Origin of the sequence: Pantoea sp. GCM10028869 (assembly GCF_042666835.1) — a bacterium.
Lineage (GTDB): Bacteria > Pseudomonadota > Gammaproteobacteria > Enterobacterales > Enterobacteriaceae > Pantoea > Pantoea leporis.
In genome coordinates this window covers 109,964-126,086 of record NZ_JBHTGO010000004.1, presented here as the reverse complement: position 1 = coordinate 126,086, position 16,123 = coordinate 109,964, and the positions used below count along the sequence as shown (strand labels likewise).

Genomic DNA, 16,123 nt, shown 5'->3' with positions numbered 1-16,123 from the left:
TTAGGTGTCACCTTGCGCCAGAACCGGCGCAAGGGGTGCATGAATTAGCGGGCGTTTGCCGCAGGCGAAAGTGCCCGCAAGCGTGTTACCGCTTTGTTAACCAGCTCGATAGCGTACTCAATTTCCTCTGCTCTGGTGAAGCGTCCGAGCGAAAAACGCAGCGAGCTGTGTGCCAGCTCCTGCTCAACGCCCATCGCGCGCAGCACATAGGAAGGTTCGAGACTGGCCGAGGTACAGGCGGAACCGGATGACAGCGCCAAATCTTTCAGCGCCATAATCAGCGATTCGCCATCGACGTGGGCAAAACTAATATTGAGGATGTTCGGAGCGCCCTGCTCCAGCGAACCGTTGAGGTTCACGTTACCCAATTGACTAATACCGCGCCACAGACGCTGGCGCAGCTCGGCCAGACGCGCCATTTCGCTGCTCATCTCTTCACGCGCAATCCGGTAGGCTTCGCCCATGCCGACAATCTGATGCACCGGCAACGTGCCCGAACGCATGCCGCGCTCGTGACCGCCACCGTGCATCTGTGCATCAATTTGCAGACGCGGTTTACGACGCACCCACAGCGCGCCGATGCCTTTCGGTCCATACAGCTTGTGCGCTGAGAACGACATCAAATCCACCGGCAGTTCAGTGACGTCAATCGGCAATTTGCCGACGCTTTGCGTGGCATCAACGTGAAACAGGATGTCACGCGCACGGCACAGCGCGCCGAGTACGGCGATGTCCTGAATCACACCGGTTTCATTATTGACGTGCATCAGCGACACCAGCACCGTGTCGTCGCGCAGTGCAGATTCGAGCATCTGCGGCGTAACGATACCGTCGCTGCCGGGCTGTAAGAAGGTGACATCAAAGCCTTCGTGCGCCAGTTGCTGGCAACTGTCGAGCACCGCTTTGTGTTCGGTTTGGCTGGTAATAATGTGTTTGCCGCGCGCCTGATGGAATTGCGCGGCACCTTTGATCGCAAGGTTGTCCGCTTCGGTCGCGCCGGAGGTAAAAACGATTTCACGGGGATCGGCATTGACCAGCTCAGCAACTTGATTGCGAGCCACATCAACAGCTTCTTCAGCCTGCCAGCCAAAACGGTGGGAACGGGACGCGGGGTTACCGAAAGTGCCATCCATTGTGAGGAACTGCATCATTTTGGTGGCAACACGCGGATCCGCAGGCGTAGTGGCTGCGTAATCCAGGTAAATCGGTAATTTCATTGCGCTAAAACTCCGTATAAAAAATCATACGTCTTTATAGCACATTCGGCCTCGCCCGTATGAACAGGAAAGGCCGAAGGAGAACTGATTAAGCGCGCAGATTAACGTTAATGGTTTCTTGCACACGATGCTGCTGGAAACGACGATTGTCGACGGTATTCTGACGATCGGCCACTTCGAGGATTTCCTGATTATTCACCAGTTCCGCCAACGTGATGTTGTTGAGGAAGTCGCTGATGCGCTCACTCAGATCACGCCACAAAACGTGGGTCAGGCAACGCTCGCCGCCCTGGCAGCCCTCTTTGCCCTGGCATTTAGTGGCATCGACAGATTCGTCAACGGCGGTAATAACCGCGCCCACAGCAATCGCGCTTGAATCTTTGCCTAACAGATAACCGCCACCTGGACCACGAACGCTGGCCACTAAGCCGTGCTTACGCAGACGTGAGAATAACTGCTCCAGATAGGACAATGAGATGCCCTGACGCTCAGAAATGTCAGCTAGCGGCACCGGGCCCTCATTGGAGTGCAGTGCAACGTCCAGCATAGCGGTTACGGCATAACGTCCTTTGGATGTCAGTCTCATAGCATACAACCTCGTAAGCGTCCGTCCGGTTATCGGCGGGTTATCTGAAGAATTGACGCCAGTCTGACATTCCTGAGTAAAACGGTCAACTATTTAACCAAGTAAATTGCTCAACTATTTAACCAACTGTTTTACTCAACTATTATCCACATTACCTTTGCGCTTTTCGAACGATGCCATCATGCCGCGCAGGATGTTCAGTTCGTCGCGTTCGGGGCGCGCACGTGTATATAAACGACGCAGCTTGCTCATCACCTGGCTTGGCGTGCCTTCACGGATAAAGCCGCTGTTCAGCATCATCTGTTCGATGTGCTGATAGAAGCGCTCCAGATCGTCAACCAGCGGATACGGTGATTCGACCGGCTCTTCCGTCGGCGCGGCTTTTTCCTGCGCGTCCAGCCAGGCCATGCGCACTTCGTAAGCGATAATCTGCACCGCCATCGCCAGATTCAGTGAGCTGTATTCCGGGTTCGCCTGAATCGCGACGTGATAGTGGCATTTCTGCAACTCTTCGTTAGTCAGGCCCACGCGCTCGCGGCCAAACACCAACGCCACCGGCGCCTGCTGCCCCTCTTCCACGCTTTTAATGCCGCACTCGCGTGAATCCAACATGGGCCACGGCAGTGAACGTGAACGTGCGCTGGTGCCAACCACCAAACTACAACCGGCAATGGCTTCATCCATGGTATCGACAATGCGCGCATTACCAATGACATCGCTGGCACCGGCGGCGAGGGAAATGGCCTGTGAATCTGGTTTTACCAGCGGATTGACCAGATAAAGGTTGGTTAAGCCCATAGTTTTCATCGCGCGTGCGACGGAGCCCATGTTGCCGGTGTGCGACGTTTCTACCAGTACGATTCGGATATTCTGCAGCATAATTAGAGGCGGTCAGGGAAATGATGGCGCGCATCCTAACATAAAAAGAGGACATTTGCTGAACACGCTGATATACTCCGCGCCGTTTTCCCCGTTCTTTAACATCCAGCGAGAGATACCGATGCATCCGATGCTCAACATAGCCGTGCGCGCCGCGCGCAAGGCCGGAAATTTAATTGCCAAGAATTATGAAACCCCGGACGCTGTCGAAGCCAGCCAGAAAGGCAGCAACGACTTCGTTACCAATGTTGACCGTGACGCAGAACGTCTGATTATCGAAGTAATTCGTAAATCGTACCCGAAACACACCATCATCACCGAAGAAAGCGGTGAGCTGGCGGGCGAAGATCAAGACATTCAATGGGTAATCGATCCGCTGGATGGCACCACCAACTTCATCAAACGTTTACCACACTTCTCCGTTTCTATCGCTGTGCGCATCAAAGGCCGCACCGAAGTGGCTGTGGTTTACGATCCAATGCGCAACGAACTCTTCACCGCCGTACGCGGCCAGGGCGCACAGCTGAATGGCTATCGCCTGCGCGGCAGCACGGCGCGCGATCTGGATGGCACCATCCTGGCGACCGGCTTCCCGTTCAAGTTGAAGCAGCACGCAACGCCTTACATCAACATCGTTGGCAAACTGTTCACCCAGTGCGCTGATTTCCGTCGCACCGGTTCGGCGGCGCTGGATCTGGCTTACACCGCTGCAGGTCGCGTTGATGGTTTCTTTGAGATTGGCCTGAAGCCGTGGGATTTTGCGGCGGGCGAGCTGCTGGTGCGTGAAGCGGGCGGCCTGGTGACTGACTTTACCGGCAACCACGGTTACGTGATGTCAGGTAACATCGTTGCGGGTAACCCACGCGTAGTGAAAGCAATGCTGGCATCGATGCGTGAAGAGTTGAGTGAAGCGCTGAAGCGCTAAATGCGAGAAGGCGGCTGAATCAGCCGCCTTTTTTTTTGTTACCGACGTTCGTGGCTTAATACCTGACGCGGTTGCGTCCTGCGACCCACGCGCCCCAGCAATGCTGCCAGTACTGCTTCAATCACCAGCATAAAGAAGGTGAACCAGCTCGCTTTCGCCGTTGCGGCCGCCGCTTGCTCAGCCACTTCACGGGCTTTTTGCTCCGCCTGCTGTTTCAACTCCTGATACTGTTGCACGGCTTTTTTATAGCTCTCCTCGGTTTGAGTTACAATCTGCTCAACCTCTTGATCGCTTTTACCGGTGCGCGCTTTGATAATATTTTTCAGCGCATCACGATCGGCAGCTTGCAATGTATCTGAGTGACGATTCATAACGCCTTTCAACCAATTAGCCAGATCATTATCAGCATTCTGTGGATTTTGTGCCGTTTGCTCTGCTTGATTTTGCGCGTTATTGGCTTCGTTATTTACATCCTTTTGCAGATTCTCAGGTTGTAATTCTGTCTTGCCGGTTTGACGCAGCGTAGTTTGTAATTCGTTTTTTAAATCATCTAAATTGATATTACTTTCCTGCAGCTTCTCTTTTGCCATATTGGTCAGTGATGGCGCCGCTGCGGAAATTCCATTACCAACAGCATTTACGCCGGCGCCTAAAATATTAAACGCACCGCCAATAACGCCAGTCGCCAGGGTAATCGCGAGCCATAATGTCAAAATGGTGCTAACACCAAACATCAACAAACCATGCATCGCCCCTTCGCGCTGCGCCAGACGCCCCGCAACGTAGCTACCTACGCCCATGGCAATCAGCATACTCACGCCGGTCCAGATTAACGCGCCGGTTCCCAGATGCTGCAGCGGATTTTGTTCCTGTTGTGGATCGATGGTTGTTGCACCAATCGCTGTACCCAATATCCCCAATAAAATATGAATGATTAGCGCAGCGATAACGCCGGCAAATACTGCGCTCCATGAAATACGTTTTAATGGTAGGCCGCCATGCACGTCGTGCACCGTATCTACGCTGCCATTATTAATCCGAGTTTCAGGCATCGTTTTCTCCTCGCAGAATATTTCGCTGAAATTTTATAATTGCTAATCCACCAGGATATTGACTGGTGTAATTGAGCTTAGACAGAGAAATCTATTTTCACCAGCGCGCTAAGCGGAGATATTTAATTAACTGTTGAGGGGGAGAATACTTGCAACAGTGGAATATTTACACTACCCAAATATCCTTAATGTCAGAAAGGACGAATTCCACCGCCGATGCCCGGCGAGGCACTTTGCCATAATGCAACGCCCGCAACGATTAACAGCACGCTACCTAACATGGCGAGCAGCGGCACCAGCAGCCTGGTCGCAGGATGAGTACCGCCGGCCTGCCCTAAGCGCTGAGCCAGCAGACGGGAGCGCTGCACTAACAAGCCGAGCGCCGAAACCGTCACAACAGTGCCCAACGCCATCGCCACGGCAGAGGCGACGCCCCACGCATACACACCAATCACTTTGGCAAACAGCAGCATCATGATGGCGCCGGAACAGGGCCGCAGCCCCATGGAAAACACCACCAGCGCCTGCGTTTTAGCGCTAACTGCCAGATCCATCTGCGCAGCGCTGGGCAGATGCGCATGTCCGCAGCCGCAGTGTTCATCGTGCTGATGCGCTGGGCGAATAGCGTGGATCTGCAACTTTGGCTGAGGACGCCATTGCTGACGCAGCGATCGCAATGCACGCCAACCGACCCAAATACCCAGCGCGACGACTAACAGATAACTGCCCTTCTCCAGCCAGTAACTGCCGAGATGCATCTGGCGCGACGAGGTTTGCAGCACCACCAGCATTAGCGTCACCAAACCAATCGCCACGCCGCCCTGCAGCAAAGCAGCCAGCAACGTTAGCTTCATGCTGGTTTTCAACTTTGCCGGATGGGTGGCAAGAAAGGTAGTGATCACCACTTTGCCGTGTCCCGGCCCCAGCGCATGCAGCACGCCGTAAGCGAGGCTGAACAGCATCAGCGTCACGCCCGCCTGCTGCGGTTGTTCAGCCACCTGCTGCAAAAGCTGCGTCATTTCGCGATTGAGGATTTTTTGCCACAGCACGCTTTGCAGCAAAATCTGCGACCAGTGCTGCCACAGCAGCACGCCCGCCAGCAGCAATAACGCCGCCATCAGCCACAGCGGCCATAAACGACGTGAACGGGAGGGAAGCGAAATCAGTGACATGTCAGTGTCACCGTTTGGGCGAATTGCTGGCCAAGATCCATATCCTCTGGCGGCGCATCGGCTTTATCCAGCGACAGCGCATATTGCTTCAGCGAGTCATCCGGTTTCGGCGTATGCAGATCGATCTGGCAATGCGATTTAACGGTGTCGTCCATGATTAATGCCTGTGGATTATCGTAATACATATCAACAAAGTAGCTGGGATCAAAAGTCTGAATGCGATACTGCTTCGCGCTCAATAACTGCGGCTCGCCAAACGGCACGATAAACTCCAGCACCGCTTTGTTGCCGTTGCGAGATAAGTTGTACTCTTTCGGCAGATTGAGAAACTTAACCCGATTTTTGTCCTGCCACACTTCGGTGAAATAGTGCTGACCGAGCACATTTGCCATCACCTGCGCCGCCAGCTTTTTCCACACCACATCACCGGGCTTGGCTTTACCTGCGTCGTACAACAGATCGGCGGAGGTTATCTCATCCATGGTCCACACCATTTTCATGCCGCTAAGATGTTGGTTGTCACTGATGAACTCGGTTTTCATGTCAATAAAGCTATGCGGATGTGACCAGGCTGCGGTGCTGAACAACAGCGTAAACGTAATGAGTGCAATTTTCATGTGTTATAAAGTAACAATTTTAAAGTGAAGTGTAGAGTGGCCCAGAAAAATTGTGACCCGCCCTAAAGCTCTGAACAAAAGTCACGACAAAGTGCAAGGTTACCGCGTGGAGTTAGCTATTCTTAGCTCAAAAGTGACCTGCGGATAAACCATTGATGAGTTCTGCATCCTCCTCTGCACCACTCTTCAGCCGTTCCCAGCGTCGTTGTCATCTGTTACTGCTGCTATTTCTGCCCGCTCCCGCGTTGACGCTTGAAAAGCTCTGCCAGTTAAATGGCGTGGCGCCTGTTGTCGCCCGACAGGATATCGCGGATGTGGGAGAGGAGATACAGCGTTACCATCAACTGGAGCTACACCAGATGGTCGATGGCAGCTTCCGCATTCACGGGACGGAACTGGACAGGCGGCTGTGCCTGATCCATTGGCTGCGACGCGCGCTGCGTTTGTCGCAGGATTTTGTCTGCGAGCATTTTGCCCCGGTGCTGCGTCAGCGCCTGAAAGTCCTGAAAATCGAGAAAGCGCTGTGGGATGAAACCAACCTGCAGGCGCTGATTCAGCACTGCAGCCTGCGTCTGGCGCGCGACTTCAGCCCGCGCGACCGCCTGTTTCTGCAAATATTCATGAAGTATGCGCTGTGCCAGCGCCAAAACGCCTTGTTCAATGACGGACAGCGCGCGTGGCTGGCGGAAAAAGTCGAACGAGCTGCCGCCGACGACGTCATCCATCACTGGCAGAAGCGCTGCCACTTAGCGCCGGATGTAAGCGAGACCGACTTCTGGACGCTGCTATTTAGCCTGATTCACGCGCCAACCGCTACGCAGCTGGAGCATCCGCAGGCGGTAAAACTGATGCAGTCCGTGGAAGCGCTGATTGCGCGCTTTGAGCAGTTGGCACAAACCACCTTCAGAAATCGCGCCGAACTCACTCAGCAACTCTTTACGCATCTGGCGCAGGCGCTGGATCGCAGCCATTTTGCCATCGGCATCGATAACAGCGTGGCGCTGGATGTCGCACGACTCTACCCGCGTCTGCTGCGTACCACGGAACGCGCACTTGAGCATTTCAGCCGTAACTTTGCCACGCGCTTTAGTGCTGAAGAGATAAGTCTGGTGGCGGTGTTATTTGGTGCCTGGCTGATGCAGGAGAGTGCATTGCAGGAAAAGCAGGTGCTATTGCTGACGGGCGCGGATGCGGCGCTGGAGCAGTTGCTGGAGCAGCAGCTGCGGGAAATGACGCTGCTACCGATCAACATCAGCTATCAGGACGTCGTGCATTTTCAGCGTGAAGGCGCGCCGCGCGATATCGCGCTGGTGATCACGCCGTATGCCATTTCATTGCCGCTGTTTTCACCGCCGCTAATCCAGGCGGAGCTGCCGCTGAGTCGTCATCAGCAGCAGCGTATTCTCCAGTTGCTGGAGAGTTAAGCGGCGCGCGGACGCAGGAACAGCGCCGGCAGCGCCACTAACGCCATCACCCAGAACAGATGTCCTTGCAGATGCGTAAATAACACGCCGCAAATCATAGTCATCACCGCAATACCGCCGCCCATGGCCAGCGCCGAATAGAGCGATTGCAGACGAATCACTTCCGCGCCTTTGCGCGCGGCAATAAACCGCATCGCAGCTAAATGGCAGACGGTAAAGCTGCCGCAGTGCAGAATTTGCGCCACGATCAGCAACGGCAACGCGGTGCTGGATCCCTGCATTGTCCAGCGGATAATGGCGCACACGCCTGATAACAGCAGCAGATCGCGCGCACTCCAGCGGCGGAACAGTCGGCTGCTGAGAGCAAAAATGATGATTTCAGCCACCACGCCCAGCGACCACAAGTAGCCAATAATCGACGCGGAATAACCGCTCTCCTGCCACCAGATCGCGCTGAAGCTGTAGTAAGCCGCATGCGCGCCCTGCAACAATGTCACGCATAACATGAAACGCCACACCGCATTTTCGCGCAGCAAATCACGCCATGCCTGCCAGCCACCATCGGTTGACGTCTGACGTTCACTGCCCTGCGGCTTCGTCGCTGGCGTTAACATCATCCCACCTAACATGCCGATCGCGCCCAGTGACAGCAGCACCAGAATCGCCTGCGATGAGAACGCCGTGACAAGCATGCCGGTTAAGGCAGAGCTGATGACAAACGCCAGCGAGCCCCACAAACGAACCGGGCCATATGTCAGACCGATTTGCTGCGTCCAGGTGGCGGCCAGCGCATCACTCAGCGGCACCAGCGGTGAGAAAAACAGGTTGAAGCCGATCATCACGAACAGCAGCCACATCCACTGTTGTCCCAGCCAATAACCGATAGCGAACAGGCACGTCATCAGCGCCAGCAAGCGCAGCGCAGTGACCAGCTGTGAGGGATTTTTTACCTGCGAGGCAATCAGCAAACTGCCGGCAAAGCGCGCCACCATGCCGCACCCCAGCAGCAGACCGATTTTTTCTGCATCGAGTCCGGTGCCTTTGAGCCACACGCTCCAGAAAGGAAGGTAAATGCCGTAACAGAAGAAGTAAGTGAAGTAGCCCAAACCGAGCCATTTGGCGGAGCCGATTGCCATATTCCCTCCAGCAAAAATGCTGCTGAGCAGCACGAGTGGGCGCTACTTTGTCAGAGCACTGCTGCGACGGCAATAAAAAAGGATGGCTTGCACCATCCTTTTTTGCACTGCATCGAGAAGCGTAAAGCTTACGCGTACACCGGCAGACGGCTGCAGATTTCCAGCACTTTCTGTTTGGTACGTTCGATGGTCGCTTCGTCGTTGATGTTGTCCAGCACGTCAGCGATCCAGCCAGCCAGCTCGCGAACGTCAGCTTCTTTGAAGCCACGACGCGTCACCGCTGGGGTACCGATACGCACGCCAGAGGTCACGAACGGGCTCTTCGGATCGTTAGGTACGCTGTTTTTGTTCACGGTAATGTTGGCGCGGCCCAGAGCGGCATCAGCTTCTTTACCGGTCAGGTTTTTGCTGACCAGATCGATCAGGAACAAGTGGTTGTGTGTACCACCGGAAACGATGTTGTAACCGCGCTCCAGCAGAACTTCCACCATCGCTTTCGCGTTCTTAGCCACCTGCTGCTGATAAGTCTTGAACTCTGGCTCCATCGCTTCTTTGAACGCCACCGCTTTACCGGCGATCACGTGCATCAGAGGACCGCCCTGACCACCCGGGAACACCGCGGAGTTCAGTTTTTTATACAGCTCTTCGTCACCGTTTTTCGCCAGGATCAGGCCGCCGCGCGGACCCGCCAGGGTTTTATGGGTGGTTGAAGTCACGATGTGGGCATGAGGAACTGGGTTCGGATAGACGTCTGCGGCGATCAGGCCCGCAACGTGTGCCATATCGACGAACAGGTAGGCGCCAACGCTGTCTGCGATTTCACGCATTTTGGCCCAGTCGCACACGCCAGAGTAAGCAGAGAAGCCGCCGACGATCATTTTTGGCTTGTGGGTTTGTGCCAGCTCAGCCAGCTCTTCGTAATTGATTTTGCCGGTTTCATCGATGCCGTAAGGGATAACGTTGTACAGCTTACCCGACAGGTTTACCGGGGAACCGTGCGTCAGGTGACCACCGTGCGCCAGGTTCATACCCAGAATGGTGTCGCCCGGCTGCAGCAGCGCGGTGTAAACCGCGAAGTTGGCCTGAGAACCGGAGTGCGGCTGTACGTTAGCGAAATCTGCGCCGAACAGCTCTTTAGCGCGATCGATCGCCAGTTGCTCAACGATATCGACGTATTCACATCCGCCGTAATAGCGTTTGCCCGGATAGCCTTCGGCATATTTGTTGGTGAGCTGTGAACCTTGGGCCTGCATTACGCGTGGGCTGGTGTAGTTTTCAGAAGCAATCAGTTCAATGTGCTCTTCCTGACGCACTTTCTCTTGCTCCATAGCCTGCCACAACGCGGCATCATAATCGGCAATGTTCATATCACGCTTTAACATCCGGACTCTCCTGACTCAGCTAACTTTTTAACGGCAGTTTAGGCCCCGGCTAGGGGGCGAAGGCAAACAGTGTAAACGGTTTTGACAGGTGACGGTAGCGTCAATCCCCTCTTTTTGCGCAAACGATTGGCATGGCGCTGGAACGGGTTTTTTACGCTTTTTTGCAAGCCAGAAAATCACGAAATTTGCTCACTTTCATGGCGAAAGAATTTCAGCTTTGCGCGCCAGCCCGCACCTTTCTTGCTTAATCCTTAATCACAACGAGGGATTTACAGGCGCTTCGATTACTCATAAGATGCATTTTAAATACATGTTTAAATTCACTCTGAGGATTTCACCATGCTCGACGCGCAAACCATCGCTACCATCAAATCGACCTTGCCCGCCATTGCCCAGGTTGGACCGCAGCTGACCGGCCATTTCTACCAACGTTTACTGACGCAACATCCTGAACTGAAAAACGTGTTCAACATGAACAATCAGCGCAGCGGCAATCAGCGGGAAGCGTTGTTCAACGCCATTGTGGCTTACGGCAGCAACCTGGAAAATTTGGCCGTGCTGTTGCCGGCGGTGGAGAAAATCGCGCAGAAGCATGCCAGCCTGAACATTCAGCCCGAGCAGTATGCGATTGTGGGTGAAAACCTGCTGGCGACGATTGATGAGCTGCTGCATCCGGGTGAAGAAGTGCTGACCGCATGGGGCAAAGCGTACGGCGTGCTGGCCGATGTGTTTATCCAGCGTGAAGAAGCCATCTATTCGGCCTCCGAAGAGAAAACCGGCGGCTGGCGCGGTGCGCGTGATTTTCGTATTCGCGCTATCAATCAGGAGAGTTCGGTGATCAAGAGTTTTGAACTAGTGCCAAACGACGGTAAGCCGGTGGCAACCTTTCTGCCAGGGCAGTATCTGGCCATCAGCCTACAACCGGCAGGCTGTGAAAATATTCAGCATCGCCAGTATTCGCTGACGCACCAGCCAAATGGGCAATTTTATCGCATCGCGGTTAAACGCGAAGCGCTGGGCAGCGTGTCGGGCTGGCTGCATGATCGTGCGCAGGTGGGCGATATCGTGCAATGCGCGGCACCAGCCGGTGATTTCATCCTGCAGGCTGAAGCCGCTACGCCGATTACGCTGATCTCTGCTGGCGTCGGCCAAACCCCAATGCTGGCGATGCTGGCTACTCTGGCGCAGCAGCAACATGCGGCGGCGGTTAACTGGCTGCACGCCGCGGAAGCCGGTTCGCAGCATGCGTTTGCTGAAGAGGTGAAATCCCTTGGCGCACGCCTGCCAAACTTCACCAGCCACGTTTGGTATCGGCAACCAGAAAGTGCCGATGCCGGGCGTTACGACGCGCAGGGCTTGATGGATTTGGCGAGCGTATCCTCCGCGCTGAACCAGGCCGATCGTCAGTTCTGGATCTGTGGTCCGCTGCCGTTTATGCAGTTTGTCGCACGTCAACTGGTCGATGCCGGCATCAATGCCGATCGCATCCACTACGAAGTATTTGGCCCGCACAAGGTGCTGTAAAACAAAAAAGCCTGCGCAAGGCAGGCTTTTACAGGCAATGCGCGAAGGGGCTTAAATCGCCTCTTCGTCCTCTTCACCGGTACGGATACGCACTACGCGCGCCACGTCAAAGACGAAGATTTTGCCGTCGCCGATTTTGCCGGTCTGCGCGGTTTTCATAATGGTTTCTACGCAGGTATCGACGATATCGTCACCTACCACCATTTCGATTTTCACTTTTGGCAGAAAATCGACCATGTACTCAGCGCCGCGATACAGCTCAGTGTGACCTTTCTGACGACCAAAGCCTTTCACTTCACTGACGGTCATCCCGGTGATGCCCACTTCCGCTAAGGCTTCACGTACATCATCGAGTTTGAATGGTTTGATAATTGCATCGATCTTTTTCATGACAGATCCTTTTTTACTCCCTCCATGATGGACGGATACCGTTAGTATAATTGTTCCTGACGCTGCCGCAGCAAGCTACTCTTTAAATTCGCTGGCGTCCAATTCATGGCGCGACAGCAGCTTATAGAATTCAGTGCGGTTACGTCCAGCCAGACGCGCAGCGTTAGTGACATTTCCTTTGGTCATCTGCAGCAGTTTGCGCAGATAGTTCAGCTCAAACTGATTACGTGCTTCGACGAAAGTCGGCAGCGCGGTATTTTCCCCCGCCAGCGCCTGTTCAACCAGGGCATCACCGATGACCGGCGCGGTACTCAACGCGACACACTGTTCAATCACGTTGACCAGCTGGCGCACATTGCCCGGCCAGGCGGCGCTGACCAGCCGCTTCATCGCATCCACCGAAAAGCTACGCACGAAAGGTTTATGGCGATCGGCGGATTGGCGCAGCAGATGATTCGCCAGCAGCGGGATATCTTCAGCGCGCTCGTGCAGCGCGGGAATTTTCAGATTCACCACGTTAAGACGATAGTAGAGATCTTCGCGGAAACTCTTCTTCTCCATCGCTTTGGGCAAATCGCGGTGCGTCGCGGAAATAATCCGCACGTTGATATCCAGATCGCGGTTGCTGCCTAACGGCCGCACTTTGCGCTCCTGCAGCACACGCAGCAGTTTCACCTGCAGCGCCTGAGGCATGTCGCCAATCTCATCAAGAAACAGCGTGCCGCCTTCCGCCGCCTGGAACAGACCTTCACGTGCGCTGACCGCGCCAGTGAAGGCCCCTTTAGCGTGGCCAAACAGTTCGGACTCTAAAAGTTGTTCCGGCAGCGCACCACAGTTGATGGCGATGAACGGCTTGGTGGCGCGCGGGCTGGCGGCGTGAATCGCCTGCGCCAGCACTTCTTTACCGGTGCCGCTTTGACCATTGATTAATACGCTGACGTCAGATTGCGCCACCATGTGCGACTGCTCCAGCAACCGCAGCATCTGCGGATTGCGTGTCACAATCGCTTCGCGCCAGCCGTCATCGCTGATCGGTGCGCGCTGGGCCAGCGCTTCATCTATTGCTTTATACAAAGCGTCACGATCGACCGGTTTGGTCAGAAAGCTGAAGACGCCTTGTTGCGTGGCGGATACCGCTTCCGGGATCGAACCGTGCGCGGTGAGAATGATCACCGGCAAGCCCGCATGACGTTTCTGCACTTCGCCGAACAGCGCCAGACCATCCATTTCGTCCATGCGCAGGTCGCTGATCACCAAGTCGACCTTCTCTTTCTGCAGATGGCGCAGCGCTTCCGGCCCGCTGGCGGCCGTCGCCACCTGATAGCCTTCGCTGCTCAGACGCATGCCGAGCAGTTTCAATAAGCCCGGATCATCATCCACCAGCAATAAACGTGCGGCTTGTTTCATGGTTACTGATCCTCACTTTGCACATCGCTGCCGCCGTGCGATGTGTCGCTGCTATCAGGCGCTTTACGCGACGACAGCTGGCGTTCAATGTCGGTTAAACGCTCTAACTTGCGTTGGGTATCGGCCAGCGACTGACGCATTTTGGTTTGCTGCTGGCGCAGGTTATCCATCTCCGCGTCATTGCTCTGCTGCAAAGCGGCGTAGCGTCCACGCGCTTCGCTCAGCTCCAGTTGGGCCGCCTGATTGCTGCGCCACAGCTGCAGCAGCGGACGCACCGACGTCGGATAAGCCGCGCTGTAACCGTCTAAGGTAGTGACGAAATCACGGCGCTCAACTGGCGTGACGTTACCGTTCGCGAGCAAGATGCCCTGCTTGAAGGCGCGCGCCCAGCCTTGCACCGGCCAACGACGCGCTTCTGCACGCGCTTCGGCCGGCGATAAGCGCTCGGCGCAATCCATGGCGCGCTGCCAATAGAGCGGATTGCCTGCGGCGGCTGGCGTTTCGATTTGCCACACGTTTTGGCAATCGGTCGCCAGATAATCCGGCAGGCGTACCTCCGGTTCAGGCACGCTAACGCCATTATGCTGCGTACGATCTTGTGACGGTGCCTGGCAGGCGCTGAGGCCGAAAACCAGCACTGCACTGGCCACAAGTTTGAATAGGGTTAATTTCATTAATCAGGCATTCCCGGCGCTGGTCGTCAGAATGATACGAAAACAGACATCCGCATCCTTGCGCGTTACCAACTGCAGATCGCCGTGCATCCTGCGCAGACAATCTTTGGCGATGCTTAAGCCCAGCCCGCTGCCTTTAACCGGCCCTTTGCGCTGTTGGCTGCCCTGATAAAAGGGCTCAAAAATCATCGCCTGCTCTTCAGCCGGAATCGGTGTGCCGGTGTTTGCCACCTCAATCCACACCTGGTTGCCCTTCTGCTGGCTCTGCAGCCAGATGTTACCGGATTCACTGCCGTAGTTCACGGCGTTCGAATAGAGGTTGTCGATCACCCGCTGCAGCAGCGTCGCTTCCGCCAGACAGTGATGCACTTGCAGATCAACGTGGGTGGTCATCTCACGCGCATTGGCTGGCAACGAGTGCACTTTTACCACCGAATCAATGATCTCATTTAGCGCCACAGGCTTCAGCGCCATCGGTCCATCGGCCAGCTTGCGGTTATAATCGAGCAACTGCTCAATCAGCCGCTGTAAATGACGGCTGCTGGTATCGAGAATCGCCACCACTTCCTGCTGCTCGGCATTAAGTGGTCCAGCGACCTGATCGGCCAGCAGTTCAGTGCCTTCACGCAGGCTGGCAAGCGGCGTTTTCAGCTCATGCGACAGGTGGCGCAAAAATTCGTGGCGCTGCTCTTCCAGCCAGCTTAATCGCTCACTCAGCCAGACAATGCGCTGCCCCAGCGAACGAATCTCACGCGGACCACGGAAACTGCCGCTATCGCCCAGCGCCTTACCTTCGCCCAATCGATTGATCATGCGTTCAACCCGCTTCACCGGACCGATGATCATCCCCGTGAACAGCAAAACCAGCACCAGGCTAATCAGGAACAGAATCAGCGCCTGCCAGCCAAAAAACTGACCGCGATCGGCGATTTCACGCTGCAGCTGTAAGCCGCGCGAAAATACCACTTCACGCGTTGCCTGCACCATTTGCGTGTTGGTATCGGAAAAACGCTCCAGCGCGCTGGCGGCTTGCGCCTCAGGATTGCCGTTATCGCACTGCAGTTGCTGCAGCGAAGGCAAGGTGGTTTGCAGCACTTTGAAGGAAGGCAGATCGGGCAAACTGGCAGCGTGACTGCTGAGCATTTGGCCGTAGCGCGTCCACTGCGTTTGATACAGCTTCGCCAGCGACGCATCGCCGAGCACGCAATATTGGCGGTAGCTGCGCTCCAGCTCCAGCGCGGTACGCGCCATCGCTTCGCTGCGACGCACATCGGTAAAGGTATTGCGGTTGGTATCCGCCGCCTGGTTGCTTAACGCCGAAAGACTTTCCCACGCTTGCCATGCCAGCACCAGTAACGGCAGCAGTACCAGCAGGAAAGCCATTAACACTAGCTGCCGCAGGGATCGGGGAAACAGACGCCATTTCATCACAACCGCGCTTCCTTAAATGTGAGCTGCAGGCATGCTAGCGAAGTATCAAAACGGAAGAAAGGCCAGATATGAAAACGGCAGGCCTTTTGGCCTGCCGTGAGAGCGACGCCGCAGCATCGCTTGCAAAATAGGTGGAGCCTAACTCAACGTTGCGCCCGATGTTTGATAACGTTGCAAAGCAAACGATTATCGGTGAGGTGGACGACAGGCTCCGTTTGGTGCGTCATTCGGTTTTTATGAGCTCAGCCGCTGAAGCGGGGCAATCATAAACAGGTGAATGAGCCACGTAGGGAGTATAGCAAGTATC

The 16,123-nt window shown here is 55.2% G+C and carries 15 protein-coding genes; 3 read left to right on the top strand and 12 right to left on the bottom strand.

Going from position 1 to position 16,123, the window contains the following annotated elements:
* Positions 1-44: 44 nt before the first annotated feature.
* The 3 genes from ACFQW4_RS11935 to trmJ form a co-directional block, all read right to left on the bottom strand.
* Positions 45-1,217, bottom strand: coding sequence for an IscS subfamily cysteine desulfurase (locus tag ACFQW4_RS11935; RefSeq protein ID WP_377725523.1), 1,173 nt, complete (start codon positions 1,215-1,217; stop codon positions 45-47).
* 88 nt (positions 1,218-1,305) lie between these two features.
* Entirely contained in the window at positions 1,306-1,803 is a 498-nt protein-coding gene (gene iscR / locus ACFQW4_RS11930) for a Fe-S cluster assembly transcriptional regulator IscR (protein WP_008108287.1), read from the bottom strand.
* A gap of 135 nt (positions 1,804-1,938) precedes the next feature.
* Positions 1,939-2,682 (bottom strand): tRNA (cytosine(32)/uridine(32)-2'-O)-methyltransferase TrmJ, encoded by a 744-nt coding sequence (gene trmJ, locus ACFQW4_RS11925; RefSeq protein WP_110868266.1) that lies wholly within the window; start codon positions 2,680-2,682, stop codon positions 1,939-1,941.
* A 121-nt stretch (positions 2,683-2,803) separates the two neighbouring features.
* Here trmJ and suhB point away from each other — a divergent pair, with 121 nt between their 5' ends.
* Positions 2,804-3,607, top strand: a complete 804-nt coding sequence (gene suhB, locus ACFQW4_RS11920) for an inositol-1-monophosphatase (RefSeq protein ID WP_008108283.1) — start codon at positions 2,804-2,806, stop codon at positions 3,605-3,607.
* 38 nt (positions 3,608-3,645) lie between these two features.
* Here the strand turns inward: suhB and ACFQW4_RS11915 are convergent, their stop codons facing one another.
* The 3 genes from ACFQW4_RS11915 to ACFQW4_RS11905 form a co-directional block, all read right to left on the bottom strand.
* Positions 3,646-4,659: a hypothetical protein gene (locus tag ACFQW4_RS11915; RefSeq protein WP_101763476.1), complete on the bottom strand. Its 1,014-nt coding sequence runs from the start codon at positions 4,657-4,659 to the stop codon at positions 3,646-3,648.
* A gap of 191 nt (positions 4,660-4,850) precedes the next feature.
* Positions 4,851-5,831 carry a nickel/cobalt transporter gene (locus ACFQW4_RS11910; RefSeq protein ID WP_377725520.1) on the bottom strand — a complete coding sequence of 327 codons (981 nt, stop codon included), beginning with the start codon at positions 5,829-5,831 and terminating at the stop codon, positions 4,851-4,853.
* Positions 5,822-6,448 (bottom strand): DUF1007 family protein, encoded by a 627-nt coding sequence (locus tag ACFQW4_RS11905; protein WP_377725518.1) that lies wholly within the window; start codon positions 6,446-6,448, stop codon positions 5,822-5,824. Before ACFQW4_RS11905 ends, ACFQW4_RS11910 begins: the two co-directional genes overlap by 10 nt.
* 155 nt (positions 6,449-6,603) lie before the next feature.
* On the opposite strand from ACFQW4_RS11905, the gene csiE reads away from it, so the two are divergent.
* Positions 6,604-7,872, top strand: a complete 1,269-nt coding sequence (csiE, locus tag ACFQW4_RS11900; RefSeq protein WP_377725516.1) for a stationary phase inducible protein CsiE — start codon at positions 6,604-6,606, stop codon at positions 7,870-7,872.
* Here csiE and ACFQW4_RS11895 read toward each other — a convergent pair.
* Together ACFQW4_RS11895 and glyA are read right to left on the bottom strand one after the other, a co-directional pair.
* Positions 7,869-9,008 (bottom strand): 3-phenylpropionate MFS transporter, encoded by a 1,140-nt coding sequence (locus tag ACFQW4_RS11895; protein ID WP_377725515.1) that lies wholly within the window; start codon positions 9,006-9,008, stop codon positions 7,869-7,871. The two genes, csiE and ACFQW4_RS11895, sit on opposite strands and share 4 nt — an antisense overlap.
* Before the next feature lie 128 nt (positions 9,009-9,136).
* A complete protein-coding gene (glyA, locus tag ACFQW4_RS11890; protein WP_101763471.1) occupies positions 9,137-10,390 on the bottom strand; it encodes a serine hydroxymethyltransferase in 1,254 nt (417 codons plus the stop codon).
* Between the two features lie 339 nt (positions 10,391-10,729).
* On the opposite strand from glyA, the gene hmpA reads away from it, so the two are divergent.
* Positions 10,730-11,914 carry an NO-inducible flavohemoprotein gene (gene hmpA / locus ACFQW4_RS11885; protein ID WP_222184432.1) on the top strand — a complete coding sequence of 395 codons (1,185 nt, stop codon included), beginning with the start codon at positions 10,730-10,732 and terminating at the stop codon, positions 11,912-11,914.
* A gap of 51 nt (positions 11,915-11,965) precedes the next feature.
* Here hmpA and glnB read toward each other — a convergent pair whose 3' ends face one another.
* The 4 genes from glnB to ACFQW4_RS11865 form a co-directional block, all read right to left on the bottom strand.
* Positions 11,966-12,304: a nitrogen regulatory protein P-II gene (gene glnB / locus ACFQW4_RS11880; protein ID WP_007886217.1), complete on the bottom strand. Its 339-nt coding sequence runs from the start codon at positions 12,302-12,304 to the stop codon at positions 11,966-11,968.
* A 75-nt stretch (positions 12,305-12,379) separates the two neighbouring features.
* Positions 12,380-13,711, bottom strand: a complete 1,332-nt coding sequence (gene glrR, locus ACFQW4_RS11875) for a two-component system response regulator GlrR (protein WP_101763469.1) — start codon at positions 13,709-13,711, stop codon at positions 12,380-12,382.
* Positions 13,712-13,713: 2 nt separating this feature from the next.
* Positions 13,714-14,385 (bottom strand): two-component system QseEF-associated lipoprotein QseG, encoded by a 672-nt coding sequence (qseG, locus tag ACFQW4_RS11870; RefSeq protein ID WP_110868273.1) that lies wholly within the window; start codon positions 14,383-14,385, stop codon positions 13,714-13,716.
* A 3-nt stretch (positions 14,386-14,388) separates the two neighbouring features.
* Positions 14,389-15,816, bottom strand: coding sequence for a HAMP domain-containing sensor histidine kinase (locus ACFQW4_RS11865; RefSeq protein WP_101763467.1), 1,428 nt, complete (start codon positions 15,814-15,816; stop codon positions 14,389-14,391).
* Between the last annotated feature and the right edge of the window lie 307 nt (positions 15,817-16,123).